This is a genomic window from Phenylobacterium sp., assembly GCF_036563285.1.
In the GTDB taxonomy this organism is placed as follows: Bacteria; Pseudomonadota; Alphaproteobacteria; order Caulobacterales; family Caulobacteraceae; genus Phenylobacterium.
This window is the reverse complement of the sequence record NZ_DATCMR010000003.1, coordinates 139737-162013: the sequence shown is the minus strand read 5'-3', so window position 1 is coordinate 162013 and position 22277 is coordinate 139737. Positions and strand designations below refer to the sequence as shown.

Below are 22277 nucleotides of genomic sequence, written 5' to 3'. Positions count from 1 at the left end.
ATCCCGCTGCCGACGCGCATCGAGAAATTCACCGTCAACCGCTCGCCGCACATCGACAAGAAGTCGCGCGAGCAGTTCGAAATCCGCACGCACAAGCGCGTGCTCGACATCGTCGACCCCACCCCGCAGACCGTGGACGCGCTCATGAAGCTCGACCTGTCCGCCGGCGTGGACGTCGAGATCAAGCTCTAAGGGGATCGGTCCGATGCGTACCGGCGTGATCGCCAAAAAGCTCGGGATGGCCCGCTTCTTCGACGAAGCCGGCGCCCACGTGCCCGTGACCGTGCTCAGCCTCGAAGGCTGCCAGGTCGTGGGCCAGCGCACCGCAGACAAGGACGGCTATGTGGCCCTCCAGCTCGGCGCGGGCGCGAAGAAGGCCAAGAACACCTCCAAGGCCATGCGCGGCCACTTCGCCAAGGCGCAAGTGGAGCCGAAGCGCACCGTGGCCGAGTTCCGGGTATCCGAGGACAACCTCATCGACGTGGGCGCGGAGATCACCGCCGACCACTTCGTACCCGGCCAGAAGGTGGACATCTCTGGCGTCACCGTCGGCAAGGGCTTCCAGGGCGCGATGAAGCGCTGGAACTTCGGCGGCCTTCGCGCCACCCACGGCGTCTCGGTCTCCCACCGTTCGCACGGCTCGACCGGCCAGCGGCAGGATCCGGGCCGGACGTTCAAGGGCAAGAAGATGGCCGGCCACCTCGGCCAGGAGACCGTCACCACCCTCAACCTCACCGTCTGGCGCGTCGACGCCGAACGCGGCCTGATCCTGGTGAAGGGCGCCGTCCCGGGCACCGAAGGCACGTTCGTGAAGATCCGCGACGCGGTGAAGGTGGCCCTGCCGGCCGACGCCCCGAAGCCGGGCGCGTTCCGCACCGCCGGCTCCGACGCCGCTCCGGCCGAGGAAGAGGCCCCCGCCACCGAAGAAGCCGCGACCGAAGCGCCTGTCGCCGAAGCCGCCCCCGCCGAGGCCCCCGTGGCCGAAGCGCCGGCCGCCGAAGCCCCGGCCGCGGAAGAGGCCCCGAAGTCTGAAGGGGACAACGCGTAATGAAACTCGACGTCATCAAGCTGGACGGCGGGAAGGGCGGCTCGATCGAGCTCCCCGACGACATCTTCGGCATCGAAGAGATCCGCGCCGACATCCTGCAGCGCTGCATCACCTGGCAGCTCGCCAAGCGCCGCGCCGGCACCCACAAGATCCAGGTCCGCAACGAGGTCTCTCGTACGGGCAAGAAGATGTACCGCCAGAAGGGCACCGGCGGCGCCCGCCACGGCTCGCGCCGGGCGGCCCAGTTCGTCGGCGGCGCCAAGGCCCACGGGCCGGTCGTCCGCAGCCACGCCTTCGACCTGCCGAAGAAGGTCCGCGCGCTGGCCCTGCGCCACGCGCTGTCGTCGAAGGCCAAGGACGGCGCGCTCATCGTGGTCGACAGCGTCGGCCTGAAGGACGCCAAGACCGCGGCGCTGCGCGAACAGCTCGGCAAGATCGGCGTGACCAACGCGCTGGTGATCGCCGGGGTCGAGGTGGACAACAACTTCAAGCTGGCCGCCCGCAACATCCCGAACGTGGACGTGCTGCCGAACGCCGGCCTCAACGTCTATGACGTGCTGCGCCGCCAGACGCTGGTCCTGACGAAGGACGCCGTCGAGGCGATCCAGGCGCGGTTCCAAGCCAAGGAGGCCGCGTAATGGTCGAGCCCACCGCCCGTCATTACGACACGATTCTCGCTCCGGTGATCACCGAGAAGGCGACCCTGCTCTCCGAGCAGAACAAGGTCGTGTTCCGGGTGACCGGCGACGCGTCGAAAGACGAGATCGCCGCCGCCGTCGAGGCGCTGTTCAAGGTCAACGTCACGAAGGTCAACACGATCAACGTGAAGGGCAAGACCAAGCGCTTCCGCGGCATCGTCGGCCGGCGTTCCGACGTCAAGAAAGCGATCGTGACCCTGGCCGAAGGCCAGTCGATCGACATCACCACGGGGCTCTGAGTTAGATGGCTCTGAAGCAGTACAATCCGACGTCGCCGGGCCGCCGCCAGCTGGTCCTGGTCGACAAGTCCGAGCTCCACAAGGGCCGGCCGGAAAAGTCCCTCGTCGAGGGCCTGAACAAGTCCGGCGGGCGTGGCGGCGGCGGCCGTGTGGCCGTGCGTTTCCGCGGCGGCGGCGCCAAGCGCCTCTACCGCACCGTGGACTTCAAGCGCCGCAAGTTCGACGTGCCGGCGACGGTCGAGCGCCTGGAGTACGACCCCAACCGGTCGGCCTTCATCGCCCTGATCCGCTACGCCGACGGCGAGCTCAGCTACATCCTGGCCCCGCAGCGCCTGAAGGCCGGCGACCAGGTGATCGCGGCCGAACGGGCCGACGTGAAGCCTGGCAACGCCATGCCGCTGCGCGGCATGCCGATCGGCACGATCATCCACAACGTCGAGCTGAAGCCCCTGAAGGGCGGCCAGATGGCCCGCTCGGCCGGGACCTACGCCCAGCTCGTCGGCCGTGACGCCGGCTACGCCCAGATCCGCCTGAACTCTGGCGAACTGCGGATGGTGCCGGATTCCTGCATGGCCACGGTGGGCGCTGTCAGCAATCCCGACCATATGAACGAGGTCCTCGGGAAGGCCGGACGCGTCCGGCACAAGGGCCGTCGTCCGCACGTCCGCGGCGTCGCCATGAACCCGATCGACCACCCGCACGGCGGCGGCGAAGGCCGCACCTCCGGCGGCCGGCACCCGGTCACCCCGTGGGGCCAGCCCACGAAGGGCCGCAAGACCCGCAAGAACAAGGCGACGGACAAGTTCATCATCCGCTCGCGTCACGCTCGGAAGGCTCGCTAACCGATGACCCGCTCCGTCTGGAAAGGTCCGTTCGTCGACGGATACCTGCTCAAGAAGGCCGACGCCGTCCAAAGCGCCGGCCGCAAGGACGTGATCAAGACCTGGTCGCGCCGCTCCACCATCATGCCCCAGTTCGTGGGCCTGACGTTCGGCGTGCACAACGGCCAGAAGCACGTGCCCGTCCTCGTCTCCGAGGACATGGTCGGCATGAAGCTGGGCGAGTTCGCGCCCACCCGCTTCTTCCCCGGTCACGCGGCCGACAAGAAGGCCAAGAGGAAGTAGCTATGTCCAAGCAAGCCAAACCTCGCCGACTGTCGGGCGCCGAAGCGGTGGCCAAGGTCCGCACCCTGCGCACCAGCCCGCGCAAGCTGAACCTGGTCGCCCAGTCCATCCGCGGGCTGAAGGTGCAGCGCGCCCTGAGCGAGCTGGAGTTCTCCTCCAAGCGGATCGCCAAGGACGTGCGCAAGGCGCTCTACTCGGCGATCTCCAACGCCGAAAACAACCACAACCTCGACATCGACAACCTGGTCGTCGCCGAGGCCTTCGTGGGCAAGAACCTGGTGATGAAGCGTTTCGCGGCGCGAGCCCGCGGACGTGCGTCCCGCATCGAGAAGCCGTTCAGCGAGATCACCATCGTGGTCCGCGAGCTGGGTGAGGCCGCCTGATGGGTCAGAAAATCAATCCGATCGGCCTGCGCCTCGGTATCAATCGTACGTGGGACAGCCGCTGGTTCGCCGACGGCGCCGAGTACGGCAAGCTGCTGCACGCCGACATCAAGATCCGCCGCGCGCTGAAGAAGCGCCTGTACCAGGCCGGCGTCTCGCGCATTGTCATCGAGCGTCCGCACAAGAAGTGCCGCATCACCATCTATGCCGCGCGCCCCGGCGTGATTATCGGCAAGAAGGGCGCGGACATCGACAAGCTGCGCAAGGACGTGGCGCAGATGGCCGGGGGCGCCGATGTTCACCTGAACATCATCGAGATCCGCAAGCCGGAGACTGACGCCCAGCTGGTGGCCGAGAACATCGCCCAGCAGCTCGAGCGCCGGGTGGCCTTCCGCCGCGCCATGAAGCGCTCGATGCAGTCGGCCATGCGCCTGGGCGCCAAGGGCGTCCGCATCAACGTCTCCGGCCGCCTCGGCGGCGCGGAAATCGCCCGCATGGAGTGGTACCGCGAAGGCCGCGTGCCGCTGCACACCCTGCGCGCCGACGTGGACTACGGCTTCACCGAGGCCAAGACCACCTACGGCGTGATCGGCGTGAAGGTGTGGGTGTTCAAGGGCGAGGTGCTCGAGCACGACCCGATGGCGCTCGACAAGCGCTTGGCCGGCGAGAGCGGGCCTGCGGGCGAAGGCGGCGGCCGCGAGCGCGGCGACCGTCCGGACCGTGGCCCGCGTCGCGACCGCGAGCGCCGCGGCGCGCCCGAGAACGCGTAAGGGACTGACCGATGCTGTCTCCGAAGAAGACCAAGTACCGCAAGGCGTTCAAGGGCCGGATCTCCGGCATGGCCAAGGGCGGCTTCACCCTGAACTTCGGCTCGTACGGGCTGAAGTCGGTTGAGCCCGAGCGCATCACCGCGCGTCAGATCGAGGCGGCCCGCCGCGCGATCACGCGTCAGATGAAGCGCCAGGGCCGGGTGTGGATCCGCATCTTCCCGGACGTGCCGGTGACCGGCAAGCCGGCCGAAGTCCGCATGGGCTCTGGCAAGGGCTCGGTGGAGTACTGGGCCGCGCGCGTCGAGCCCGGCCGGATCATGTTCGAAGTCGACGGCGTGCCGGACGACGTGGCCCGTGAAGCCCTGCGCCTCGGCGCGGCCAAGCTTCCGGTGAAGACCCGCATCGTCGCCCGCATCGACGCCGCCGCCGCGGAGCACGCGTAATGAAGATCGATGACGTCCGGGGCATGACGCCCGACCAACTGAGCCAGGAGCTCGTCAACCTGAAGAAGGAGCAGTTCAACCTGCGCTTCCAGAAGGCGACGGGCCAGATCGAGAAGACCCACCGCGTGGACCAGGTGCGCAAGGATATTGCGCGCATCAAGACGGTCCTGCGGACGAAGCAGGCGCAGGCCTAGGAGAGCAACGAATGCCCAAGCGAATTCTCGAAGGCGTCGTCGTCTCCGACAAGGGCGACAAGACGGTGGTCGTGAAGGTCGAGCGGACCTTCCTGCACCCGGTGCTGAAGAAGACCGTCCGCCGGTCGAAGAAGTACCACGCCCACGACGAGGCCAACGCCTACAAGGCCGGCGAGGTCGCTCGCATCATCGAGTGCGCGCCCAAGTCGAAAACGAAAACCTGGGAAGTGCTGCCTAAGGGCAGTGCGGCCCAAGCCTAAGGATCGACATCAATGATCCAGATGCAAACTAACCTGGACGTCGCCGACAACTCCGGCGCCCGCCGGGTCATGTGCATCAAGGTGCTCGGCGGCGCGAAGCGTCGTTACGCGAGCGTCGGCGACAAGATCGTCGTCTCCGTGAAGGAGGCGATCCCGCGTGGCCGCGTGAAGAAGGGCGACGTGCTGCAGGCGATCGTCGTGCGCACCAGCCAGAGCATCAAGCGCAAGGACGGCTCGGTCATCCGCTTCGACAAGAACGCGGCCGTGATCGTCAACAAGCAGAGCGAGCCGATCGGCACGCGGATCTTCGGCCCGGTTCCCCGCGAACTGCGCGCGAAGAACCACATGAAGATTATCTCGCTCGCGCCGGAGGTGCTGTAATGGCCGCCAAGATCCGCAAGGGCGACCGCGTCGTCGTTCTGACCGGCAAGGACAAGGGCCGCACCGGCACCGTCCAGAAGGTTTTCCCGAAAGAGCAGCGCGTGCTGGTCGAGGGGCTGAACATGGTTCAGCGCCACACCCGCCCGACGCAGTTCGACCCCCAAGGGGGCATCAAGCACAAGGAAGCGCCGATCCACTTGTCGAACGTGGCCGTCGCCGACTCCGCCGGCAAGCCGACCCGCGTCGGCTTCCGCGTGGACGGCGACAAGAAGGTCCGGTTCGCCAAGACGACCGGCGAGGTGATCGCCAATGGCTGAGCAAGCTTACGAACCGCGGCTGAAGGCCGAGTACCGCGAGCGCATCCGCGCGAAGCTGAAGGAACGCTTCGGCTACACGAACGAGATGCAGATCCCCAAGTTGGACAAGATCGTCATCAACATGGGCGTCGGCGAAGCGGTCGGTGACTCGAAGAAGATCCAGTCGGCCATGGCCGACCTGGCGCGCATCGCCGGCCAGAAGCCGGTGTCCACCAAGGCGCGGACCTCCATCGCCGGCTTCAAGCTGCGCGAGGGCATGACGATCGGCGCGAAGGTCACCCTTCGCAAGGATCGCATGTACGAGTTCCTGGACCGGCTGATCACCATCGCGCTCCCGCGCGTGAAGGACTTCCGGGGCCTGAAGGCCACCTCGTTCGACGGTCGCGGCAACTACGCCATGGGTCTGAAGGAGCACATCGTGTTCCCGGAGATCAACTACGACCAGATCGACCAGATGTGGGGCATGGACATCGTCGTGGCCACCACGGCGAAGACCGACGAAGAGGCGCGTGAGCTCCTTCGTGAATTCCAATTCCCGTTCACGCAGCAGCAGTAAGCGGGAAGGACAGGACACATGGCCAAGAAAAGCGCCGTCAACCGCAACGAACGCGTCAAGCAGCTCGTCAAGCAGAACGCCGCCAAGCGCGAAGCGCTGAAGGCGATCGCCAACGACGAGAGCCTGCCGCTCGAAGAACGTTTTGAAGCCCGACTGAAGCTTGCCGAAATGCCGCGCAACTCGTCGGCGACCCGGATCCGCAACCGCTGCGAGATCACCGGCCGCCCGCGCGCCTATTACCGCAAGCTCAAGATGAGCCGGATCAGCCTGCGCGACCTGGGTTCGCACGGCCAGATCCCCGGCCTCGTCAAGTCGAGCTGGTAGGAGGGTCCAGCAATGGTCAACGACCCCATCGGCGATCTGATCGCCCGCATCAAGAACGCCGCCGAGCGCGGCCGCTCGAAGGTCACGACGCCCGCATCGAAGATGCGCGCCCGTGTGCTCGACGTGCTGGCCGACGAGGGCTACATCCGCGGCTATCACCTCGTCGAGAAGCCGGGCGCGTTCCCGGAATTCGAGATCGAGCTGAAGTACTTCGACGGCGCCCCGGTGATCGTCGAGATCAGCCGCGTGTCCAAGCCGGGCCGCCGCGTCTATTCGTCGATCAAGGACCTGAAGCCGGTGAAGAACGGCCTCGGGATCTCGATCCTGTCGACGCCCAAGGGCGTCATGTCGGACACCGCGGCGCGTGACGCCAACGTGGGCGGCGAAGTGCTCTGCCGGGTCTACTAAGATGTCGCGTATCGGAAAGAAGGCGGTCACGATCCCCAACGGGGTCACGGTGACCCTGGATGGCCAGACGGTGACGGTGAAGGGCCCCAAGGGCCAGCTCGCCTGGACCGTGGCCGACGAGATCGAGCTCAGCCTCGAAGGCTCGGAGCTGACGCTCGCCACCCGCAACGACACCACCCGCGCCCGCGCGATGTGGGGCCTGTCGCGGACCCTGGTGAACAACATGGTGACCGGCGTGACCACCGGCTACGAGCGCACGCTCGAGCTGGTCGGCGTGGGCTACCGCGCGGCGATGAAGGGCCAGGCGCTCTCCATGCAGCTCGGCTTCTCGCATGACGTGGACATCAAGCCGCCGGAAGGCATCAGCTTCGCGGTCCCCAAGCAGACCGAGATCCGCATCAGCGGCATCGACAAGCAGCTGGTCGGCGAAATCGCCGCCCGGATCCGCCGCATCCGCCCCCCCGAGCCCTACAAGGGCAAGGGCGTCCGCTACGCGGGCGAGCAGGTCCGCCGCAAGGAAGGCAAGAAGAAGTAAGCCATGGCGCTCACCCCTCGTGACACCTCCAAGCGCCGGGCCCAACGGGTCCGGACCCGGTTGCGCAAGCAGGCGAACGGCCGTCCGCGTCTGTCGGTCTTCCGCTCGTCCAAGAACATCTACGCCCAGGTCATCGACGACGAGCGTGGCGTGACCCTCGCGGCCGCGTCCTCGCTGGAAGGCGAAGACAAGAAGGCCAAGGGCTCCGACAAGGACGCCGCCGCCCGCGTGGGCGCGCTGGTGGCCCAGCGAGCCCTGGACAAGGGCGTCAAGGAAGTCGTCTTCGACCGCGGCGGCTATCTCTATCACGGCCGGGTGAAGGCGCTGGCTGACGCCGCGCGCGAAGCCGGCCTGAGCTTCTAAGGAAACATCGATGGCTCGCAGAGACGAACAGCGCGGCGATCGTCGCAACCGCTCGAACGATGAAGAGCGCGACAGCGAAATCGTCGAGAAGCTGGTGCACATCAACCGCGTCGCGGCCACCGTGAAGGGCGGCCGGCGGTTCTCCTTCGCCGCCCTGATGGTCGTCGGCGACCAGAAGGGCCGCGTCGGCTTCGGTCACGGCAAGGCGCGTGAAGTGCCGGAAGCCATCCGCAAGGCGACCGAGGAAGCCAAGAAGTCGATGATCCGCGTGCCGCTGCGCGAAAGCCGCACCCTGCACCACGACGGCAATGGCCGCTGGGGCGCGGGCAAGGTGATGGTCCGCGCGGCGCCTCCGGGCACCGGCGTCATCGCCGGCGGTCCGATGCGCGCCGTCCTCGAAACCCTGGGCGTCCAAGACGTGGTCGGCAAGTCGGTCGGCTCGTCCAACCCCTACAACATGGTGCGCGCGACGTTCGAGGCCCTGAGGGCCCAGAGCTCGCCCCGCCAGGTCGCAGCCAAGCGCGGCAAGAAGGTCTCCGACGTCATCGGCCGCCGCGCCGACGGCGCCTCGGCCCAGACCCCGGCCGCCGCGGACGCGGAAGGATAAGTCAGATGGCTACTGTCACCGTTCGCCAGACCGGCAGCCCGATCCGCCGGAAGAAGGACCAGCGCCAGACGCTGCAAGGCCTCGGCCTGAACCGCGTCGGCCGCACCTCGACCCTGGAAGACACCCCGTCGGTGCGCGGGATGATCGCCAAGGTCGCCCACATGGTGGAGGTCGTGGAGGGCTGAGCCTTCCACGCCCCACGATCACATCCGCCGAGTCCGGGACCGTCCCGGGCGCCTGAACTCCGAAGGAGAGGCACATGACCAAGCTCAACGAGCTCGCCCCGCGCGAAGGCTCCACCAAGAACCGCATGCGCGTCGGCCGCGGCCCCGGCTCCGGCAAGGGCAAGACCGCCGGCCGCGGCGTGAAGGGCCAGAAGGCGCGCTCCGGCGTGGCCGTCAACGGCTTCGAAGGCGGCCAGATGCCGCTGCACATGCGCATGCCGAAGCGCGGCTTCAACAGCCTGAACCGCAAGGACTTCGCCGAGGTGAACCTGTGGCGCCTGGAGCAGGCGATCGCCGCCGGCAAGCTCGACGCCAAGGCGGCGATCGATGCCGAGGCCCTGCTGAAGGCCGGCGTCATCCGTCGCGCCAAGGACGGCGTGAAGCTGCTCGGCAAAGGCGAACTGAAGTCCAAGCTGAACCTCACGGTCTATTCGGCCACCGCCTCGGCTCGCGCGGCCGTGGAGAAGGCCGGCGGCACGCTGACCACCACCAAGCCGGAAGCGGCCGCGGCGGAAGCCTGATCCTGCGACCACGGCGGCCTCGCGCTTCGGCGCGGGCCGCCCTATGTGTCCAGCACGACGAGTCAGGGGAATTGCTGAATGGCTTCGGCCGCAGAACAGCTAGCCGCCAACATGAACTTCCAGGCCTTCGCCAAGGCCACGGAGCTCCATAAGCGTATCTGGTTCACCCTCATCGCGATGGTCGTCTATCGCCTGGGGTGCTTCATCCCGATCCCCGGCATCGACATCGCCGCCTTCTCGCAGGCCTTCCAGGGCCAGGCGGGAGGCATCCTGGGCATGTTCAACATGTTCTCGGGTGGCGCGGTGGAGCGCATGGCGGTCTTCGCGCTGAACGTGATGCCGTACATCTCGGCCTCGATCATCGTGCAGCTCCTGGGCAGCATCTATCCCCCGTGGGAGAAGCTGCGGAAGGAAGGCGGCGAGGCCGGCCGCAAGCAGCTCAACCAGTACACCCGCTACCTCACCGTCGTGCTGGCGCTCTTCCAGTCGTTCGGGATCGCGGTCTCCCTGTCGTCGAGCCCGGGCATCGTCGACAATCCGGGCCCCTTCTTCATCATCTCCACCGTGGTGATCCTGACCGGCGGGACCATGTTCCTGATGTGGCTGGGCGAGCAGATCACCAGCCGCGGCGTCGGCAACGGCGTGTCGCTGATCATCTTCGCCGGCATCGTCGCGGTGCTGCCGCGCTACGTCATCCAAGCCTTCGAGCTCACCCGCACGGGCGGCATGAACGGCGGCGTGCTGTTCATGATCGTGGTGCTTGCGGTCGCGGTGACGGTAGCGATCGTCTTCATGGAGCGCTCGCAGCGCCGGCTGCTCGTGCAGTACCCGAAGCGCCAGGTCGGCAACCGCATGTTCGGCGGCGACACCTCGTTCCTGCCGCTGAAGATCAACACCTCGGGCGTGATCCCACCGATCTTCGCCTCGTCCCTGCTGCTGCTGCCGGCAACCGTCATGGGGTTCGCCGCCAGCGGCAACCTGCCGGCCTGGGCCGAGAGCTGGCTGCCGGGCATGGTCGGCCAGCTGCAGCACGGCCAGCCGCTGTTCATGGTGCTCTACGGCGCCCTGATCGTGTTCTTCTGCTTCTTCTACACCTCCGTGGTGTTCAACCCGGAGGATACGGCGGAGAACCTGCGCAAGTACGGCGGCTTCCTCCCGGGCATCCGGCCCGGCAAGCGGACGGCCGAGTACCTGGACTACGTGCTCACCCGGCTGACGGTGATCGGCGCGGCCTACATCGCCGCCGTCTGCCTGCTGCCGGAGGCGCTGATCGGCTTCGCCGGCGTGCAGTTCTACCTGGGCGGCACCTCGATCCTGATCGTGGTCAGCGTCACCATGGACACCGTCACCCAGATCCAGTCGCACCTGCTGGCGCACCAGTACGAGGGGCTGATCAAGAAGTCGAAGCTGCGGGGCGGGCGCGGCCGCTGACCGCGGCGGCCTGAGGGCAACGCACCGGCCCGCCAGAAGGCCGGCGCGCAAGGGGCATAAGCGATGAACCTGATCCTGTTCGGGCCGCCGGCGGCGGGGAAAGGCACCCAGGCAAAGCGCCTGGTGGAGCACCGTCAGATGGTGCAGCTGTCCACCGGCGACATGTTGCGCGCGGCCATCGCCTCGGGCTCCGAGCTCGGCAAGCGGGTGGAAGGCATTCTTGCGCGCGGCGACCTGGTTTCCGATGAGATCGTGATCGAGCTGATCGAGAACCGCCTGCCGGAGGCCGAGGCGGCCGGGGGCGCCATCTTCGACGGCTTCCCGCGCACGCTCGCCCAGGCCGAGGCCCTCGACATCATGCTGAAGGGCCGCGGCAAGCAGATCGACCTGGTCATCCGCCTGAAGGTCGACGACGCCGCCCTGATCGAGCGTATCGCCGGGCGTTTCGCCGAGAGCGGCCGACCTGACGACAACCCCGAGAGCTTCAAGGTCCGGCTCGCCGCCTACAACGACCAGACCAAGCCGCTGCTGCCGTACTACGAGAACCTCGGCAAGCTGGTGGACGTCGACGGCATGGGCTCCATCGAGCAGGTCTCCGCCGCGATCGACCGCGCGCTCAAAGAGCGCTGCGGCGTCTAGGCGGGAGCCGCCTCGGCGAAGGCGTCGATCGAGGCGATCCGACGGGCGATGTCGTCCGGCTCGAGGAACGAGCCCGAGAAGCTGTTCTTCGCCAGGGTGACGAGGTCGCCTCGGGTCAGGTTCACGGACCGGGCGGCCGCGAGCCAGTTCTCCGCCAGGTAGCCTCCAAAGTAGGCCGGGTCGTCCGAGTTGATGGTGGCTCTGAGCCCGAGGTCTAGCATCCGCTTCAGAGGGTGGGCGGCCAGGTCGCCGACGACGCAGAGCTTAAGGTTTGAGAGCGGACAGACGGTCAGCGTCATCCCCTCGGCGACGAGCCGACGGACCAGCGCCGGATCCTCCAGCGCCCGGTTGCCGTGGTCGATGCGGTCGACCTGCAGCAGGTCCAGCGCCTCCCAGACGTACTCCGGCGGGCCTTCCTCTCCGGCATGGGCGACAACCTTAAGGCCGCGCTCCTTGGCGGCGGCGAAGACCCGGGCGAACTTCGCCGGCGGGTGGCCAACCTCGGAGGAATCCAGACCTACCGCCACGATGCGGCCGAGGTAGGGCTCGGCGGCCTGCAGGGTGGCGAAGGCGGCCTCCTCGTCGAGGTGGCGCAGGAAGCACAGGATCAGCTTCGAGGTGACCCCCAGAGTCGCTTCGGCTTCCGCCATGCCGGCCAGCAGACCATCGGCGGCTACCGAGAACGGCAGGCCCCGCTGGGTGTGGGTCTGCGGATCGAAGAACAGCTCCACGTGGGTCGCGCCGTCCGCCGCCACGCGGTGAAAGTAGGCCAGCGCCAGGTCTCGGAAGTCCTCCTCGGTGAGGAGCACGCCCGCGCCCTGGTAGTAGATGTCCAGGAAGTCCTGCAGGTTCGAGAACGCGTAGGCGGCGCGCACCTCGTCCACGGTCCTGAACGGCAGGCTGATGCGGTTGCGCCTGGCGAAGTCGAACATCTGCTCCGGCTCGAGGCTGCCTTCGATGTGCAGGTGAAGCTCCGCCTTGGGGAGCGCGCGGATGAAGCTTTCGAGGTCCATGGCCGATTGCGCCGCCGCTGCGGCCGCCCCGTCAAGCCTCGCGGCGGTCCTTCAGCGGCCCGGGTGCGAACATCGTGCGCCGGGCATGCATCAGCTCCTGGAAGGTGAGCGCCATCACCGAGCCCCAGATGAGGTGGACGCCACTCATCAGCGCGTTGCGGCGCACGGGGTGGTCGTGCACCGGCTTGAGGATCTTGAGCCACGGAACCCAGCCGAGATAGCTGCCAGCCCAGACGCCGACGCCGCCGAGCGCTGCGGGGAAGGGCCTCATCGGGAACCGGCACGCCGCCATCAGGGCGCCGGCCACCGCGCCGAAGCCGAAGTGCGCGGCCACCGCCCAGTCCCCGACCCCGTCGCGCCGCTCGCCCGGCGCCTCGCCAATGACCACGCCGGTGATCTCGCGCGGGGGCAGGGGATAGCGTTCCTCGGCCGGCAGCCGCTGGTGCAGGCGCGCCATAGCCGCGGTCATGGCGGCTGTCCCGGCCAGGCCGGCCAGGGCGCCCAGCAGCAGTCGGGTGGATAGCGCGCTCATATCAGCTCGAACGAAGGCCTCGCGATCATCAGCCAGAAGATGGCCATCACCGCAGAGAACGCCGGAAAACCGAAGGCGAACCACCAGCGGAACAGGCGTTGGTAAGCCGCCGGTGGCGCCTGGCCGGCGTCGGCGGCGGCCTGTGCGTACTTCTTCATCTGCGACTGCATCCACACGACCGGCAGCCAGAAGACGCCGGTCACCACGTAGAGGATCATCGAGAGCAGGATCCAACCCTCCGTCAGGCGGTAGCCGACCTCGCGGGCCAGCAGGACGCCTGTGATGGGCTGGAGGACGACTGCCGTGGTGGTGAACACGAAGTCGGCGATCACCACGATGCGGGCGGTGGCGGCGATGGTCGCCGCATTGCCCGTGCGGTGCGCCATCAGCATGAAGAAGGCGATGCCGGCGCCGGTGCCGAGCAGGACGGTAGCGCCGATCACGTGGAAGTACTTCAGGATCAGGTAGGCGCTCATCGGTCGTCCAGGATCGCCAGGCAGACCAGGTTCAGCGCCAGGATCGGCCAGACCTTCATCATCGGCCCGAGAGGGTCGGCCCACAGCCTGGGCAGCAGCAGGCTGCCGGCCACGATGTAGAAGACCGAGAGCCCGATGGCCGCCCAAAGGGCCAGCCGTGTGGTCGGGCGGTAGGCGATGCCGGCGAAGACCACCAGGTCGGCCAGGGCGCCGGCCCACACGCTGGGCCCCGCGAGGGGGCCGGCGCCGCCCTCCAGCATCAGCGCCTTTCCGCGCCCGAAGCCCGGTCCGATCGAAACCACCGCCGTCATCAGCCAGAAGGCGGCGAAGGTGGCGAGCGCCAGCGCCTTCAGCAGGTAGAGGCGCGAGAACCAGCGCTCCTGGACGGACGCCGGCTCGGCGGCGAGGGCGGCCGACAGGCTGCGCGGCCGGATGCCAGTGAGCTTCACCCAGTCGGAGTTGTCGCCCACCGCGCCGCGGACCATCTCGCGCCGGGCGTTGGAGCGGATCGGCGGCCTCCAGCCCAGCGCGCCGGCGAGGTCGCCCAAGCGGTACATCAGGCCCGTGGCCCAGCCGGCGACGATCTTTGCCGGCGGATAGCCCAGCCACCGGCGGTAGGCGGCCACCACCTCCTCGAACGACAGCCGCTCCGGCCCGGCGATCTCCAGCGCCACGTTCGCCGGGGCCTTCGAGTTCAGGAAGAAGACGACGGTCTCGACCACCTCATCGAGCTGCACGATCTGCAGTTGGCCGGCCTTCTCCGCCCGGGGCAGGAAGGGCAGGGCCGCCAGGCCCCGGAACAGGGCGCTGCCGCCATAGGCCGAACGTCCCACCACCACCGAGGGCCGCAGGATCACCCAGTCGAGGTCGAGGCGGGTGAGGGCCTCCTCGCCCTGGCGCTTCGTGTCGGAAAAGGCGGACAGGCCGGCCTTGTCGGCGCCCATAGCCGAGAAGTGGATCACCCGGCGCACGCCGGCCGCCTCACAGGCGGCGAACAGGGCGGCGGGCCCCTCGAGGTGAACGGCCTTGGTGGAGTCTGCGCCCCCATCCTGCAGGGCCCCCACGCAGTTGATCACAGCGTCCACCCCCTCGAGGTGGGGCCGCCAAGCCTCGGGCGTCGTGGCGCGGCCCACGTCCAGGGGAATCCAGCGGTCGACCAGCAGCCGCCGCGCCATGGGTCCGGTGCGGCGCGCCACCGCCCAGACCTCGTGGCCCTCTGCCTTCAGCCGCGCGCTCACGGCCGAGCCGATGAAGCCGGTCGCGCCGGCGATCAAGATGCGCAAGTGGCGCCCTTCGTCCTGGTCATCCTGCCTGCCAAACAGCCAAGCCGCGGGTTCGGTTCAGCCGCCCTGAAAGGCCGCAATTGCGCCCTGCGGCCGGATCATGCTTACTTTCGATAAGTCCCGGAGGGGGAACCCGGGCCAGTTGCGACGTAAACGACCGCGCAGGAGCCGCCTCTTGCGCTGCGGCTGGTTCGTTCACAAATGGGCGTATTCCGCATTGACGGAGCCGCCCCGATCCCTATAACGGGGCGCTTCCGCGAAAGAGCGCGAAGGACGCGCCGGCCTATGCCCTCGGGCTCGGGAGGCCGGGGCGCCATTCGCGTTCCTTGTGCGTGACTTGGAGAGCTTCCCACGTGGCCCGTATCGCTGGCGTCAACATCCCTACCAACAAGCGCGTCGTGATCGCGCTGCAGTACATCCATGGCATCGGCCCGGCGAAGGCCCGGGAGATCGTCGGCAAGGTCGGCATCGAGGACGCGCGCCGCGTCAACGAGCTGACGGACCAGGAAGTCCTGCACATCCGTGAAGCCATCGACCGTGACTACACGGTGGAAGGCGACCTGCGCCGCGAGACCGCGGTAAACATTAAGCGCCTGATGGACCTGGCCTGCTACCGCGGCCTGCGTCACCGCAAGGGCCTGCCGGTCCGCGGCCAGCGCACGCACACCAACGCCCGGACCCGCAAGGGCCCGGCCAAGCCGATCGCCGGCAAGAAGAAGTAAGAGAGCGTCTCGATGGCCAAGGAACCGGCGCGCGTCAAACGTCGCGAGCGCAAGAACATCACCTCGGGCGTGGCGCACGTGAACGCCTCGTTCAACAACACCATGATCACCATCACCGACGCCCAGGGGAACACCATCTCCTGGTCCAGCGCCGGCATGATGGGGTTCAAGGGTTCGCGTAAGTCGACGCCCTACGCCGCCCAGATGGCGGCCGAGGACGCCGGCCGTAAGGCCGCCGAACACGGCGTGCGCACGCTGGAAGTGAACGTCTCCGGCCCCGGTTCGGGCCGTGAGTCGGCGCTGCGCGCCCTGCAGGCGGTCGGCATGACGATCACCACCATCAGGGACGTGACCCCCATTCCGCACAACGGCTGCCGTCCGCCCAAGCGCCGGCGCGTCTGAGTAACTGAAGTAACTGAAATTCAAGGCGCCGGACCGCGTTGGCGGCCGGCGATCCTGCGTTCCGAGGGACACCCGTGATCGAAAGAAACTGGAACGAGCTCATCCGTCCCGAGAAGCCCCAGATCGAGACCGGCCAGGACGCCGCCCGCAAGGCGCGTCTGGTGGCCGAGCCCCTCGAGCGTGGCTTCGGCGTGACCCTGGGCAACAGCCTGCGCCGCGTCCTGCTGTCGTCGCTGCAAGGCGCGGCCGTGACCGCGGTGCAGATCGACGGCGTCGTGCACGAATTCTCGTCGCTGGAAGGCGTGCGTGAAGACGTCGTCGACATCGTGCTGAACATCAAGCAGCTGGCCGTGCGCATGCACTCCGAGGGCCCGAAGCGCATGACGCTTCGCGCCACCGGCCCCGGCCCGGTGACCGCCAGCCAGATCGAAGTGACCGGCGACATCGAGATCCTGAACGGCGACCACGTGCTCTGCACGCTGGACGACGGCGCCAACGTGCGCATGGAGTTCACGGTCAACACCGGCAAGGGCTACGTGCCGGCCGAGATGAACCGCCCCGAGGACGCCCCGATCGGCCTGATCGCCGTCGACGCCCTCTATTCCCCGGTCAAGCGCGTCGCCTACCGCGTCGAGCCCACCCGCCAGGGCCAGAGCCTCGACTACGACAAGCTGATCATGGAAGTGGAGACCAACGGCGCGGTGACGCCGGTCGACGCGGTGGCCTACGCCGCGCGCATCCTCCAGGACCAGCTGCAGATCTTCATCACCTTCGAAGAGCCGAAGAAGAAGGTCGAGGGCGAGGCCAAGCCGGAGCTGCCGTTCAACCCGGCGCTGCTGAAGAAGGTGGACGAGCTGGAGCTGTCGGTCCGCTCGGCCAACTGCCTGAAGAACGACAACATCGTCTACATCGGCGACCTGATCCAGAAGACTGAAGCGGAGATGCTGCGCACTCCGAACTTCGGCCGCAAGTCGCTGAACGAGATCAAGGAAGTTCTCGCCGGCATGGCCCTGCACCTTGGCATGGACGTGCCGAACTGGCCGCCGGAGAACATCGAAGAGCTGGCGAAGAAGTTCGAAGACCAGATGTAAGCTGCTTTCGCGCCGCCTCCGGGCCGCTTCGGCGGCCTGGGTCCGATGAAGCCGCAACAGCGGTGGAGGGCCCCGGCGCTTCGTGTTGACCCAGGCGGGAGCAAGGCTGGGACTTGGTTAGGTGGACGCTGACCCAGGAGATCGGGGGCGTCCGGGCAGGCCACAGGGCCCAGGAGATACGAAATGCGTCACGGTAAAGCCTATCGCAAACTGGGTCGGACGACCGCCCACCGCACCGCCATGTTCGCCAACATGGCCGCAAGCCTGATCAAGCACGAGCAGATCGTGACCACCCTTCCCAAGGCGAAGGAACTGCGTCCGTTCGTCGAGAAACTGGTGACGCTGGCCAAGCGCGGCGACCTGCACGCTCGCCGTCAGGCGATCAGCCACGTCCGCGACGTGGAGCAGGTCGGCAAGCTGTTCGGCACGCTGGGCCCCCGCTACGCCGAGCGCCAGGGCGGCTACATCCGCGTGCTCAAGGCCGGCTATCGTTACGGCGACAACGCCCCGCTGGCCGTGATCGAGTTCGTCGATCGCGACCCGGCCGAGAAGGGCAAGGACTCCGGCCCGACGGCGGAGCAGGACTTCTCCGCCGAGGCCTAGGGCCCGCGAATAAAGCTTCGAAAAGCCCCGGATGGCGACTTCCGGGGCTTTTTGCTGCGCCGCTTCCCCGGCTAGTCTCCGCGCCTCAACGATAGCTGGAGGGGAGAGGCCATGTTCTCGCACATGCTGGTCGGCACGAATGACCTGGAGAAGGCCAAGAGGTTCTACGACGCCACGTTCGCGGCGCTCGGCATCGGCCCGGGCTTCATGAACGAGGATCGGCGGATCTTCTACCGCGGCAAGGGCGCCTCCTTCGGCGTCACCAAGCCGATCAACGGCGAGCCGGCCTGCCTGGCCAATGGCGGCACCGTGGGCTTCGCTTGCGAGTCCCCGGAGCAGGTGGACGCCTGGCATGCGGCCGGCGTCGCCAACGGCGGCACCTCCTGCGAGGACCCGCCGGGCTACCGGGAAGGCAGCGTCGGCAAGCTCTACCTGGCCTACCTGCGAGATCCCGACGGGAACAAGCTCTGCGGCCTCTACCGACCCTAGACCCCGAGCCACTCCAGCCCGTGCGGCAGGCCCCGCCTGCAGATGCATCCATTGACCGCTAATTGCGTTTTACGTTAAATATTGCGGTAACTAGCAAGGATGTGACCATGGCTTCTTCACGACCCGCCCTGACCTCCGCCATCTGCTACCGCAACCCGCGCGCGGCGCTCGACTTCCTGGAGCGCGCGTTCGGGTTCGAGCTCGTGATGCTGATCGAGGACGCGGACGGCAATGTCGCCCACTCCGAGATGCGGTTCGAAGACTGCGTGATCATGATCGGCGGCGAGTGGTCGGACGACCACAAGAGCCCGGCCTCCGTCGGCGGCAAGAACACCCAGACGGTGCACCTGCAGATCGGCGCCGACCTCGACGCCCACTGCGAGCGGGCGAGGGCTGCCGGGGCCAAGGTGTTCATGGAGCCAGAGACCCAGTTCTATGGCGACCGCACCTACCGCTGCCGCGATCCCGAGGGACACATCTGGACGGTCGGACAGACGGTGAAGCAGGTCAGCCGCCAGGAGATGGAAGCCGCCACGGGCCTGAAGATCACGGGCGACGTGTGAGCGCGGCCGTTCAGGCAGTGGACCGCACGCTCGCAGCGCTCGCGGATCCCACGCGGCGGGGCGTGGTCGAGCTGCTGGCGCGCCGGCCACGTCCGGCCGGCGAGCTGGCCCGGGAGCTCGACGTCTCGCCGCCGTCCATGAGCCGGCACCTCCGCGCCCTGCGCGAAAGCGGGCTCGTGGAGGAATCCCATCCCGAGTTCGACGCGCGCGTGCGCATCTACGCCCTGAGGCCGGAACCCATGGTGCATCTGCTGCGGTGGCTGGAGGAGAGCGAGCGGCTCTGGAGCGAGCAGCTGGCCGCCTTCAAGGCCCATGTCGAGAAGGGCGCATGACCTCGAAGGTCTTTGTGGCGCTGCGCGTGAAGGCGACGCCGGAGCGCGCGTTTGCGGCCTTCGTCGAGGAGATCGGCGACTGGTGGCGGCCGAACGGCCTCTTCCAGACCACGCCGCGCCCGCCCGGGCGTCTGGCTTTCGAGCCGGGGGAGGGCGGCCGTCTCACCGAGACGCTAGCCAACGGGCACGTCTTCGAAATCGGCCGCATCCAGGTCTGGGATCCGCCGGCGCGGCTGGTGTTCTCCTGGCGCCAAGCGAATTTCCCGCTCGACCTGCACACGGAGGTGGAGGTGCGCTTCGAAGCGGTAGGCGAGGAGACCCGGGTGTCGGTGGAGCACCGCGGCTTCGACCAGGTGCCCGCCGACAGTGTCGCGCGACACGGTTTCCCGGACGAGGCGCTGCTCATGCGCCTCGCCGAATGGTGGCAGGCGCTGCTGGGCTCGCTGAGACAGGTCACGTAACGCTGTTGCGTCAGTTCTTGGTTTGTTTCATGGTGCGCACGAGGGGACACGACCATGCAGGACAATGAGGGTGGCGCCGCTCCGCCGGTCGCACCGGACGCGGCGGCGGATATTGCGCCCGAGCCGCCGGGCGCACGGGGCGTGAAGGCGCGGCCGCAACGGCAGGCCGGCTTCGGCTTCATCTTCGCCAGCGCCCTGATGAACGCCGTGTCCTTCGGGATCATGATCCCGATCCTGCCGAACCTGATCAAGGAGTTCACCGGCGGGGATTTCGCTGCGGCGTCGGTCTGGAACGTGGTGTTCGCCACCGTCTGGGGGGTGATGCAGTTCTTCTGCGGGCCGTTGCTCGGCATGATGTCCGACCGCTACGGACGACGGCCGGTCCTGCTCCTGTCGCTGTTCGGCCTGGGCGTCGACTTCCTGTTCATGGCCTTTGCGCCGACGCTTCTCTGGCTGTTCGTGGGCCGGGTGCTGAACGGGGCGACGGCGGCGAGCTTCTCCACCGCCAACGCCTACCTCGCAGACGTCACGCCGCCAGAGCGCCGCGCCAAGGTGTTCGGCTGGATGGGCTCGGCGTTCTCTTTCGGCTTCATCATCGGACCGATCATCGGCGGCATGCTGGGCGAGTACGACCTGCGCCTGCCGTTCATGGCGGCCGCCGCGCTGACGTTCGTCAACTGGCTCTACGGCCTATTGGTGCTGCCGGAATCCCTGCCGCCCGAGCGGCGGGCCAAGAGTTACGACTGGAAGCGGGCCAACCCGGTAGGCTCGCTGCAGCTCCTGCGCGCCCACAAGGGCCTCCTGGGCTTGGTCGGCGTGACCTTCCTCTTCCAGCTCTCCCACATGGTGCTGCCGTCGATCTTCGTGCTCTACACCACCTACCGCTACGGCTGGTCGACGGGGGTGCTGGGCCTGACCTTCCTGCTCACGGGGGTGCTTGGGGTGATCGTCCAGATGTTCCTGGTCGGGCCCGTGGTGGCGCGTATCGGCGAGCGCAAGGCGGTGCTCCTGGGGGCGGCCGCGGGCGTGGTCGGCTTCGCCTGGTACGGCGCGGCCCCCACCGGCTGGCTCTACCTGCTGGGCGCGCCCATCTTCGCCCTGATCGGCTTCATGATGCCGGGGCTGCAGGGGCTGATGACGCGCAAGGTCCAGCCGCACGAGCAAGGCCAACTGCAGGGCGCCAACCAGAGCCTGGCCGGCATCGCCGCGGTCGTCGGGCCGCCGATCTTCGGCCTGGTGTTCGCCTGGTCGGTGCGGCACGACGCGACGGTGCACGCCCCGGGGCTGGCGATCTATGTGGCCGCGGCGCTCCTGTTGCTCGCGCTGGCGCTCGCCTGGGTCACCGCACGTAACCCGAGTGACGAGCGGGTTGTAACAGCCTGAAGGAACGCCATATTCGCGCCTGAAACCTCCGCAGAGTTCGCTCGCTATCGCTTTCCGGAGATGCCATGCGCGCCCATCGCATCCTGATCTCGTTGTTCGCGGCCCTGGCGGCCGGCTCCGCCGCCGTGGCCCAGCCCGCCCTGCCTCAGCCCGGCCGCGTGGCCCCGCAGAGCGCGGCGTCCATGAAGCAGTCCTTCGCCCCTGTGGTCCGGCGCGCCGCGCCGGCGGTGGTGAACATCTCGGCGCGCAGCCTGGTGAGGCCGCGCACCGACCCCTTCTGGGAGTTCTTCGGCGGCGGCGTGCCCCGCGCGCGGGTGGCCACGTCCCTGGGCTCCGGCGTCATCGTCCGTCCCGACGGGGTCATCGTCACGAACAACCACGTGGTCCAGGGCGGCCAGGAGATCACCGTCGCGCTCGCTGACCGGCGCGAGTTCCCAGCCCGCATCCTGCTGCAGGACCCCCGCGCCGACCTTGCGGTGCTGAAGATCGAGCCGCCGGCCGGCGAGCGCCTGCCGACGCTGTCCATCGACGACACCAGCGACACCGAGGTGGGCGACCTGGTGCTGGCCATCGGCAACCCCTTCGGGGTCGGCCAGACGGTGACCAACGGCATCATCTCGGCCCTGAACCGCAGCGTCGATCCCACCGGCGGCGAGGCGGTCAGCGCCTACATCCAGACCGACGCCGCCATCAACCAGGGCAACTCCGGCGGCGCGCTCGTCGACATGGACGGCGACCTGATCGGCATCAACAGCTTCATCCTCTCGCGCTCCGGCACCTCCTCCGGCGTCGGCTTCGCCCTTCCGGCCACGGTGGTGCGCCGCGTGGTGGAGACTGCGGTCGGCGGCGGCCGCCAGGTGGTGCGCCCCTGGCTCGGCGCGCGCCTGCAGAGCATCACCCCGCAGATGGCCGAGGCGCTGGGCCTGCGCGCGCCGACGGGGGCGGTGGTCGGCGACCTGTGGCCCGGCGGCTCGGCCCAGCGGGCGGGCCTTCGCGCCGGCGACGTGATCACCAGCATCGACGGCCAGCCCGCCACCGACGCGGCCTCGGTGATCTACGCCATCGGCGCTCATCGGCCGGGCGAGCCGGTGCGGATCGAGGTCCTGCGCGGCGGCCGGACCGAGCGGCTCACCCTGCGCGCCGAGGCCCCGCCCGCGACGCCCGCGCGCGACGAGCGGGTGATCCAGGGACAGAACCCCTTCGACGGGGCGACGGTGGTCAGCCTATCGCCCGCCCTGGCCGAAGAGCAGGGGCTCGACCCCTTCGGCGGCGGCGTGCTCGTCACCCGGGTGACCCGCGGCTACGCGGCCAACTACCTGCGGCAGGGCGACATCATCCGGGCCGTCAACGGCCGGGCGGTGCGCACCACCGGCGAGCTGCAGAGCCTCGCTGGGGCGCCGGCGCAAGGCTGGGAGATCACCATCGAACGCAACGGCCAGACGGGGACCATCCGCGTCTAAGG

The 22277-nt window shown here is 68.2% G+C and carries 36 protein-coding genes and 1 pseudogene; 33 read left to right on the top strand and 4 right to left on the bottom strand.

Translation table 11 applies throughout. The features are described 5' to 3' along the window. From rpsJ to VIL76_RS02890, 23 genes and pseudogenes are all read left to right on the top strand, one after another. Window positions 1-192: 30S ribosomal protein S10 (gene rpsJ, locus VIL76_RS03000; protein ID WP_332043505.1), on the top strand; the 192-nt coding region annotated here is incomplete at its 5' end. A 13-nt stretch (window positions 193-205) separates the two neighbouring features. Then, window positions 206-955, top strand: a pseudogene (gene rplC, locus VIL76_RS02995) (50S ribosomal protein L3); the annotation flags it as partial. Between the two features lie 92 nt (window positions 956-1047). Further along, on the top strand, window positions 1048-1686 hold the full coding sequence (gene rplD / locus VIL76_RS02990; RefSeq protein ID WP_332043504.1) for a 50S ribosomal protein L4: 639 nt from the start codon (window positions 1048-1050) through the stop codon (window positions 1684-1686). Then, the gene (locus VIL76_RS02985; RefSeq protein ID WP_332043503.1) at window positions 1686-1985 is read left to right on the top strand and encodes a 50S ribosomal protein L23; all 300 of its coding nucleotides are present in this window, start codon (window positions 1686-1688) and stop codon (window positions 1983-1985) included. Before rplD ends, VIL76_RS02985 begins: the two co-directional genes overlap by 1 nt. Before the next feature lie 5 nt (window positions 1986-1990). Next, a complete protein-coding gene (rplB, locus tag VIL76_RS02980; RefSeq protein WP_332043502.1) occupies window positions 1991-2827 on the top strand; it encodes a 50S ribosomal protein L2 in 837 nt (278 codons plus the stop codon). 3 nt (window positions 2828-2830) lie between these two features. After that, complete coding sequence (gene rpsS, locus VIL76_RS02975; protein WP_332043501.1) at window positions 2831-3109, top strand: 30S ribosomal protein S19; 279 nt, start codon at window positions 2831-2833, stop codon at window positions 3107-3109. Between the two features lie 2 nt (window positions 3110-3111). Next, complete coding sequence (gene rplV / locus VIL76_RS02970) at window positions 3112-3492, top strand: 50S ribosomal protein L22 (RefSeq protein ID WP_332043500.1); 381 nt, start codon at window positions 3112-3114, stop codon at window positions 3490-3492. Continuing rightward, window positions 3492-4262 (top strand): 30S ribosomal protein S3, encoded by a 771-nt coding sequence (rpsC, locus tag VIL76_RS02965; RefSeq protein WP_332043499.1) that lies wholly within the window; start codon window positions 3492-3494, stop codon window positions 4260-4262. The genes rplV and rpsC overlap by 1 nt, the downstream gene beginning before the upstream one ends. An 11-nt stretch (window positions 4263-4273) precedes the next feature. Beyond that, complete coding sequence (rplP, locus tag VIL76_RS02960) at window positions 4274-4705, top strand: 50S ribosomal protein L16 (protein WP_332043498.1); 432 nt, start codon at window positions 4274-4276, stop codon at window positions 4703-4705. Next, the gene (gene rpmC / locus VIL76_RS02955; protein ID WP_332043497.1) at window positions 4705-4899 is read left to right on the top strand and encodes a 50S ribosomal protein L29; all 195 of its coding nucleotides are present in this window, start codon (window positions 4705-4707) and stop codon (window positions 4897-4899) included. The genes rplP and rpmC overlap by 1 nt, the downstream gene beginning before the upstream one ends. A gap of 11 nt (window positions 4900-4910) precedes the next feature. Then, complete coding sequence (rpsQ, locus tag VIL76_RS02950; protein ID WP_293384199.1) at window positions 4911-5159, top strand: 30S ribosomal protein S17; 249 nt, start codon at window positions 4911-4913, stop codon at window positions 5157-5159. A 12-nt stretch (window positions 5160-5171) separates the two neighbouring features. Then, entirely contained in the window at window positions 5172-5540 is a 369-nt protein-coding gene (gene rplN / locus VIL76_RS02945) for a 50S ribosomal protein L14 (protein WP_332043496.1), read from the top strand. Next, window positions 5540-5857, top strand: a complete 318-nt coding sequence (rplX, locus tag VIL76_RS02940) for a 50S ribosomal protein L24 (protein ID WP_332043495.1) — start codon at window positions 5540-5542, stop codon at window positions 5855-5857. Before rplN ends, rplX begins: the two co-directional genes overlap by 1 nt. Then, complete coding sequence (gene rplE / locus VIL76_RS02935; RefSeq protein ID WP_332043494.1) at window positions 5850-6413, top strand: 50S ribosomal protein L5; 564 nt, start codon at window positions 5850-5852, stop codon at window positions 6411-6413. The genes rplX and rplE overlap by 8 nt, the downstream gene beginning before the upstream one ends. Before the next feature lie 18 nt (window positions 6414-6431). Then, the gene (rpsN, locus tag VIL76_RS02930; RefSeq protein WP_332043493.1) at window positions 6432-6737 is read left to right on the top strand and encodes a 30S ribosomal protein S14; all 306 of its coding nucleotides are present in this window, start codon (window positions 6432-6434) and stop codon (window positions 6735-6737) included. A gap of 12 nt (window positions 6738-6749) precedes the next feature. Further along, entirely contained in the window at window positions 6750-7145 is a 396-nt protein-coding gene (gene rpsH / locus VIL76_RS02925; protein ID WP_332043492.1) for a 30S ribosomal protein S8, read from the top strand. A gap of 1 nt (window position 7146) precedes the next feature. Then, window positions 7147-7680 carry a 50S ribosomal protein L6 gene (gene rplF, locus VIL76_RS02920; protein WP_332043491.1) on the top strand — a complete coding sequence of 178 codons (534 nt, stop codon included), beginning with the start codon at window positions 7147-7149 and terminating at the stop codon, window positions 7678-7680. 3 nt (window positions 7681-7683) lie between these two features. After that, the gene (gene rplR / locus VIL76_RS02915; RefSeq protein ID WP_332043490.1) at window positions 7684-8043 is read left to right on the top strand and encodes a 50S ribosomal protein L18; all 360 of its coding nucleotides are present in this window, start codon (window positions 7684-7686) and stop codon (window positions 8041-8043) included. Between the two features lie 10 nt (window positions 8044-8053). Further along, window positions 8054-8650 carry a 30S ribosomal protein S5 gene (rpsE, locus tag VIL76_RS02910; protein WP_332043489.1) on the top strand — a complete coding sequence of 199 codons (597 nt, stop codon included), beginning with the start codon at window positions 8054-8056 and terminating at the stop codon, window positions 8648-8650. A gap of 5 nt (window positions 8651-8655) precedes the next feature. Continuing rightward, window positions 8656-8835, top strand: coding sequence for a 50S ribosomal protein L30 (rpmD, locus tag VIL76_RS02905; protein ID WP_332043488.1), 180 nt, complete (start codon window positions 8656-8658; stop codon window positions 8833-8835). Between the two features lie 74 nt (window positions 8836-8909). Continuing rightward, on the top strand, window positions 8910-9395 hold the full coding sequence (rplO, locus tag VIL76_RS02900; RefSeq protein WP_332043487.1) for a 50S ribosomal protein L15: 486 nt from the start codon (window positions 8910-8912) through the stop codon (window positions 9393-9395). Window positions 9396-9473: 78 nt separating this feature from the next. Further along, a complete protein-coding gene (secY, locus tag VIL76_RS02895; RefSeq protein ID WP_332043486.1) occupies window positions 9474-10826 on the top strand; it encodes a preprotein translocase subunit SecY in 1353 nt (450 codons plus the stop codon). Window positions 10827-10889: 63 nt separating this feature from the next. Next, a complete protein-coding gene (locus tag VIL76_RS02890) occupies window positions 10890-11465 on the top strand; it encodes an adenylate kinase (protein ID WP_332043485.1) in 576 nt (191 codons plus the stop codon). On the opposite strand, the gene VIL76_RS02885 is transcribed toward VIL76_RS02890, so the two are convergent. From VIL76_RS02885 to VIL76_RS02870, 4 genes are read right to left on the bottom strand one after another with little or no spacing between them, the layout of a single operon-like run. After that, the gene (locus VIL76_RS02885) at window positions 11462-12478 is read right to left on the bottom strand and encodes an adenosine deaminase (protein ID WP_332043484.1); all 1017 of its coding nucleotides are present in this window, start codon (window positions 12476-12478) and stop codon (window positions 11462-11464) included. The two genes, VIL76_RS02890 and VIL76_RS02885, sit on opposite strands and share 4 nt — an antisense overlap. A 31-nt stretch (window positions 12479-12509) precedes the next feature. Further along, a complete protein-coding gene (locus VIL76_RS02880) occupies window positions 12510-13010 on the bottom strand; it encodes a hypothetical protein (protein ID WP_332043483.1) in 501 nt (166 codons plus the stop codon). Continuing rightward, window positions 13007-13486, bottom strand: a complete 480-nt coding sequence (locus VIL76_RS02875; RefSeq protein WP_332043482.1) for a DUF2269 domain-containing protein — start codon at window positions 13484-13486, stop codon at window positions 13007-13009. The genes VIL76_RS02880 and VIL76_RS02875 overlap by 4 nt, the downstream gene beginning before the upstream one ends. Beyond that, on the bottom strand, window positions 13483-14769 hold the full coding sequence (locus VIL76_RS02870) for an SDR family oxidoreductase (RefSeq protein ID WP_332043481.1): 1287 nt from the start codon (window positions 14767-14769) through the stop codon (window positions 13483-13485). Before VIL76_RS02870 ends, VIL76_RS02875 begins: the two co-directional genes overlap by 4 nt. Before the next feature lie 353 nt (window positions 14770-15122). Here VIL76_RS02870 and rpsM point away from each other — a divergent pair, with 353 nt between their 5' ends. From rpsM to VIL76_RS02820, 10 genes are all read left to right on the top strand, one after another. Continuing rightward, on the top strand, window positions 15123-15491 hold the full coding sequence (gene rpsM, locus VIL76_RS02865; protein WP_332043480.1) for a 30S ribosomal protein S13: 369 nt from the start codon (window positions 15123-15125) through the stop codon (window positions 15489-15491). Window positions 15492-15503: 12 nt separating this feature from the next. Next, window positions 15504-15893: a 30S ribosomal protein S11 gene (gene rpsK / locus VIL76_RS02860; protein ID WP_332043479.1), complete on the top strand. Its 390-nt coding sequence runs from the start codon at window positions 15504-15506 to the stop codon at window positions 15891-15893. A 74-nt stretch (window positions 15894-15967) separates the two neighbouring features. Next, window positions 15968-16984 (top strand): DNA-directed RNA polymerase subunit alpha, encoded by a 1017-nt coding sequence (locus tag VIL76_RS02855; protein ID WP_332043478.1) that lies wholly within the window; start codon window positions 15968-15970, stop codon window positions 16982-16984. A 183-nt stretch (window positions 16985-17167) separates the two neighbouring features. Further along, on the top strand, window positions 17168-17587 hold the full coding sequence (rplQ, locus tag VIL76_RS02850; protein WP_332043477.1) for a 50S ribosomal protein L17: 420 nt from the start codon (window positions 17168-17170) through the stop codon (window positions 17585-17587). Window positions 17588-17698: 111 nt separating this feature from the next. Further along, window positions 17699-18076 carry a VOC family protein gene (locus VIL76_RS02845; protein ID WP_332043476.1) on the top strand — a complete coding sequence of 126 codons (378 nt, stop codon included), beginning with the start codon at window positions 17699-17701 and terminating at the stop codon, window positions 18074-18076. 107 nt (window positions 18077-18183) lie between these two features. Further along, window positions 18184-18639 carry a VOC family protein gene (locus VIL76_RS02840; protein ID WP_332043475.1) on the top strand — a complete coding sequence of 152 codons (456 nt, stop codon included), beginning with the start codon at window positions 18184-18186 and terminating at the stop codon, window positions 18637-18639. Next, window positions 18636-18971 carry a metalloregulator ArsR/SmtB family transcription factor gene (locus VIL76_RS02835; protein ID WP_332043474.1) on the top strand — a complete coding sequence of 112 codons (336 nt, stop codon included), beginning with the start codon at window positions 18636-18638 and terminating at the stop codon, window positions 18969-18971. The genes VIL76_RS02840 and VIL76_RS02835 overlap by 4 nt, the downstream gene beginning before the upstream one ends. Then, on the top strand, window positions 18968-19432 hold the full coding sequence (locus VIL76_RS02830) for an SRPBCC family protein (RefSeq protein ID WP_332043473.1): 465 nt from the start codon (window positions 18968-18970) through the stop codon (window positions 19430-19432). Before VIL76_RS02835 ends, VIL76_RS02830 begins: the two co-directional genes overlap by 4 nt. A gap of 54 nt (window positions 19433-19486) precedes the next feature. Then, complete coding sequence (locus VIL76_RS02825) at window positions 19487-20815, top strand: TCR/Tet family MFS transporter (RefSeq protein WP_332043472.1); 1329 nt, start codon at window positions 19487-19489, stop codon at window positions 20813-20815. Window positions 20816-20880: 65 nt separating this feature from the next. Then, window positions 20881-22275, top strand: coding sequence for a Do family serine endopeptidase (locus tag VIL76_RS02820; RefSeq protein WP_332043471.1), 1395 nt, complete (start codon window positions 20881-20883; stop codon window positions 22273-22275). Window positions 22276-22277 lie beyond the last annotated feature (2 nt).

Bases quoted from the DNA above. Each gene is read 5' to 3' on its own strand.
- rplD (WP_332043504.1), top strand. From the start codon at position 1,048: ATGAAACTCGACGTCATCAAGCTGGACGGCGGGAAGGGCGGCTCGATC.
- VIL76_RS02985 (WP_332043503.1), top strand. From the start codon at position 1,686: ATGGTCGAGCCCACCGCCCGTCATTACGACACGATTCTCGCTCCGGTG.
- rplB (WP_332043502.1), top strand. From the start codon at position 1,991: ATGGCTCTGAAGCAGTACAATCCGACGTCGCCGGGCCGCCGCCAGCTG.
- rpsS (WP_332043501.1), top strand. From the start codon at position 2,831: ATGACCCGCTCCGTCTGGAAAGGTCCGTTCGTCGACGGATACCTGCTC.
- rplV (WP_332043500.1), top strand. From the start codon at position 3,112: ATGTCCAAGCAAGCCAAACCTCGCCGACTGTCGGGCGCCGAAGCGGTG.
- rpsC (WP_332043499.1), top strand. From the start codon at position 3,492: ATGGGTCAGAAAATCAATCCGATCGGCCTGCGCCTCGGTATCAATCGT.
- rplP (WP_332043498.1), top strand. From the start codon at position 4,274: ATGCTGTCTCCGAAGAAGACCAAGTACCGCAAGGCGTTCAAGGGCCGG.
- rpmC (WP_332043497.1), top strand. From the start codon at position 4,705: ATGAAGATCGATGACGTCCGGGGCATGACGCCCGACCAACTGAGCCAG.
- rpsQ (WP_293384199.1), top strand. From the start codon at position 4,911: ATGCCCAAGCGAATTCTCGAAGGCGTCGTCGTCTCCGACAAGGGCGAC.
- rplN (WP_332043496.1), top strand. From the start codon at position 5,172: ATGATCCAGATGCAAACTAACCTGGACGTCGCCGACAACTCCGGCGCC.
- rplX (WP_332043495.1), top strand. From the start codon at position 5,540: ATGGCCGCCAAGATCCGCAAGGGCGACCGCGTCGTCGTTCTGACCGGC.
- rplE (WP_332043494.1), top strand. From the start codon at position 5,850: ATGGCTGAGCAAGCTTACGAACCGCGGCTGAAGGCCGAGTACCGCGAG.
- rpsN (WP_332043493.1), top strand. From the start codon at position 6,432: ATGGCCAAGAAAAGCGCCGTCAACCGCAACGAACGCGTCAAGCAGCTC.
- rpsH (WP_332043492.1), top strand. From the start codon at position 6,750: ATGGTCAACGACCCCATCGGCGATCTGATCGCCCGCATCAAGAACGCC.
- rplF (WP_332043491.1), top strand. From the start codon at position 7,147: ATGTCGCGTATCGGAAAGAAGGCGGTCACGATCCCCAACGGGGTCACG.
- rplR (WP_332043490.1), top strand. From the start codon at position 7,684: ATGGCGCTCACCCCTCGTGACACCTCCAAGCGCCGGGCCCAACGGGTC.
- rpsE (WP_332043489.1), top strand. From the start codon at position 8,054: ATGGCTCGCAGAGACGAACAGCGCGGCGATCGTCGCAACCGCTCGAAC.
- rpmD (WP_332043488.1), top strand. From the start codon at position 8,656: ATGGCTACTGTCACCGTTCGCCAGACCGGCAGCCCGATCCGCCGGAAG.
- rplO (WP_332043487.1), top strand. From the start codon at position 8,910: ATGACCAAGCTCAACGAGCTCGCCCCGCGCGAAGGCTCCACCAAGAAC.
- secY (WP_332043486.1), top strand. From the start codon at position 9,474: ATGGCTTCGGCCGCAGAACAGCTAGCCGCCAACATGAACTTCCAGGCC.
- VIL76_RS02890 (WP_332043485.1), top strand. From the start codon at position 10,890: ATGAACCTGATCCTGTTCGGGCCGCCGGCGGCGGGGAAAGGCACCCAG.
- VIL76_RS02885 (WP_332043484.1), bottom strand. From the start codon at position 12,478: ATGGACCTCGAAAGCTTCATCCGCGCGCTCCCCAAGGCGGAGCTTCAC.
- VIL76_RS02880 (WP_332043483.1), bottom strand. From the start codon at position 13,010: ATGAGCGCGCTATCCACCCGACTGCTGCTGGGCGCCCTGGCCGGCCTG.
- VIL76_RS02875 (WP_332043482.1), bottom strand. From the start codon at position 13,486: ATGAGCGCCTACCTGATCCTGAAGTACTTCCACGTGATCGGCGCTACC.
- rpsK (WP_332043479.1), top strand. From the start codon at position 15,504: ATGGCCAAGGAACCGGCGCGCGTCAAACGTCGCGAGCGCAAGAACATC.
- rplQ (WP_332043477.1), top strand. From the start codon at position 17,168: ATGCGTCACGGTAAAGCCTATCGCAAACTGGGTCGGACGACCGCCCAC.
- VIL76_RS02845 (WP_332043476.1), top strand. From the start codon at position 17,699: ATGTTCTCGCACATGCTGGTCGGCACGAATGACCTGGAGAAGGCCAAG.
- VIL76_RS02840 (WP_332043475.1), top strand. From the start codon at position 18,184: ATGGCTTCTTCACGACCCGCCCTGACCTCCGCCATCTGCTACCGCAAC.
- VIL76_RS02830 (WP_332043473.1), top strand. From the start codon at position 18,968: ATGACCTCGAAGGTCTTTGTGGCGCTGCGCGTGAAGGCGACGCCGGAG.
- VIL76_RS02825 (WP_332043472.1), top strand. From the start codon at position 19,487: ATGCAGGACAATGAGGGTGGCGCCGCTCCGCCGGTCGCACCGGACGCG.
- VIL76_RS02820 (WP_332043471.1), top strand. From the start codon at position 20,881: ATGCGCGCCCATCGCATCCTGATCTCGTTGTTCGCGGCCCTGGCGGCC.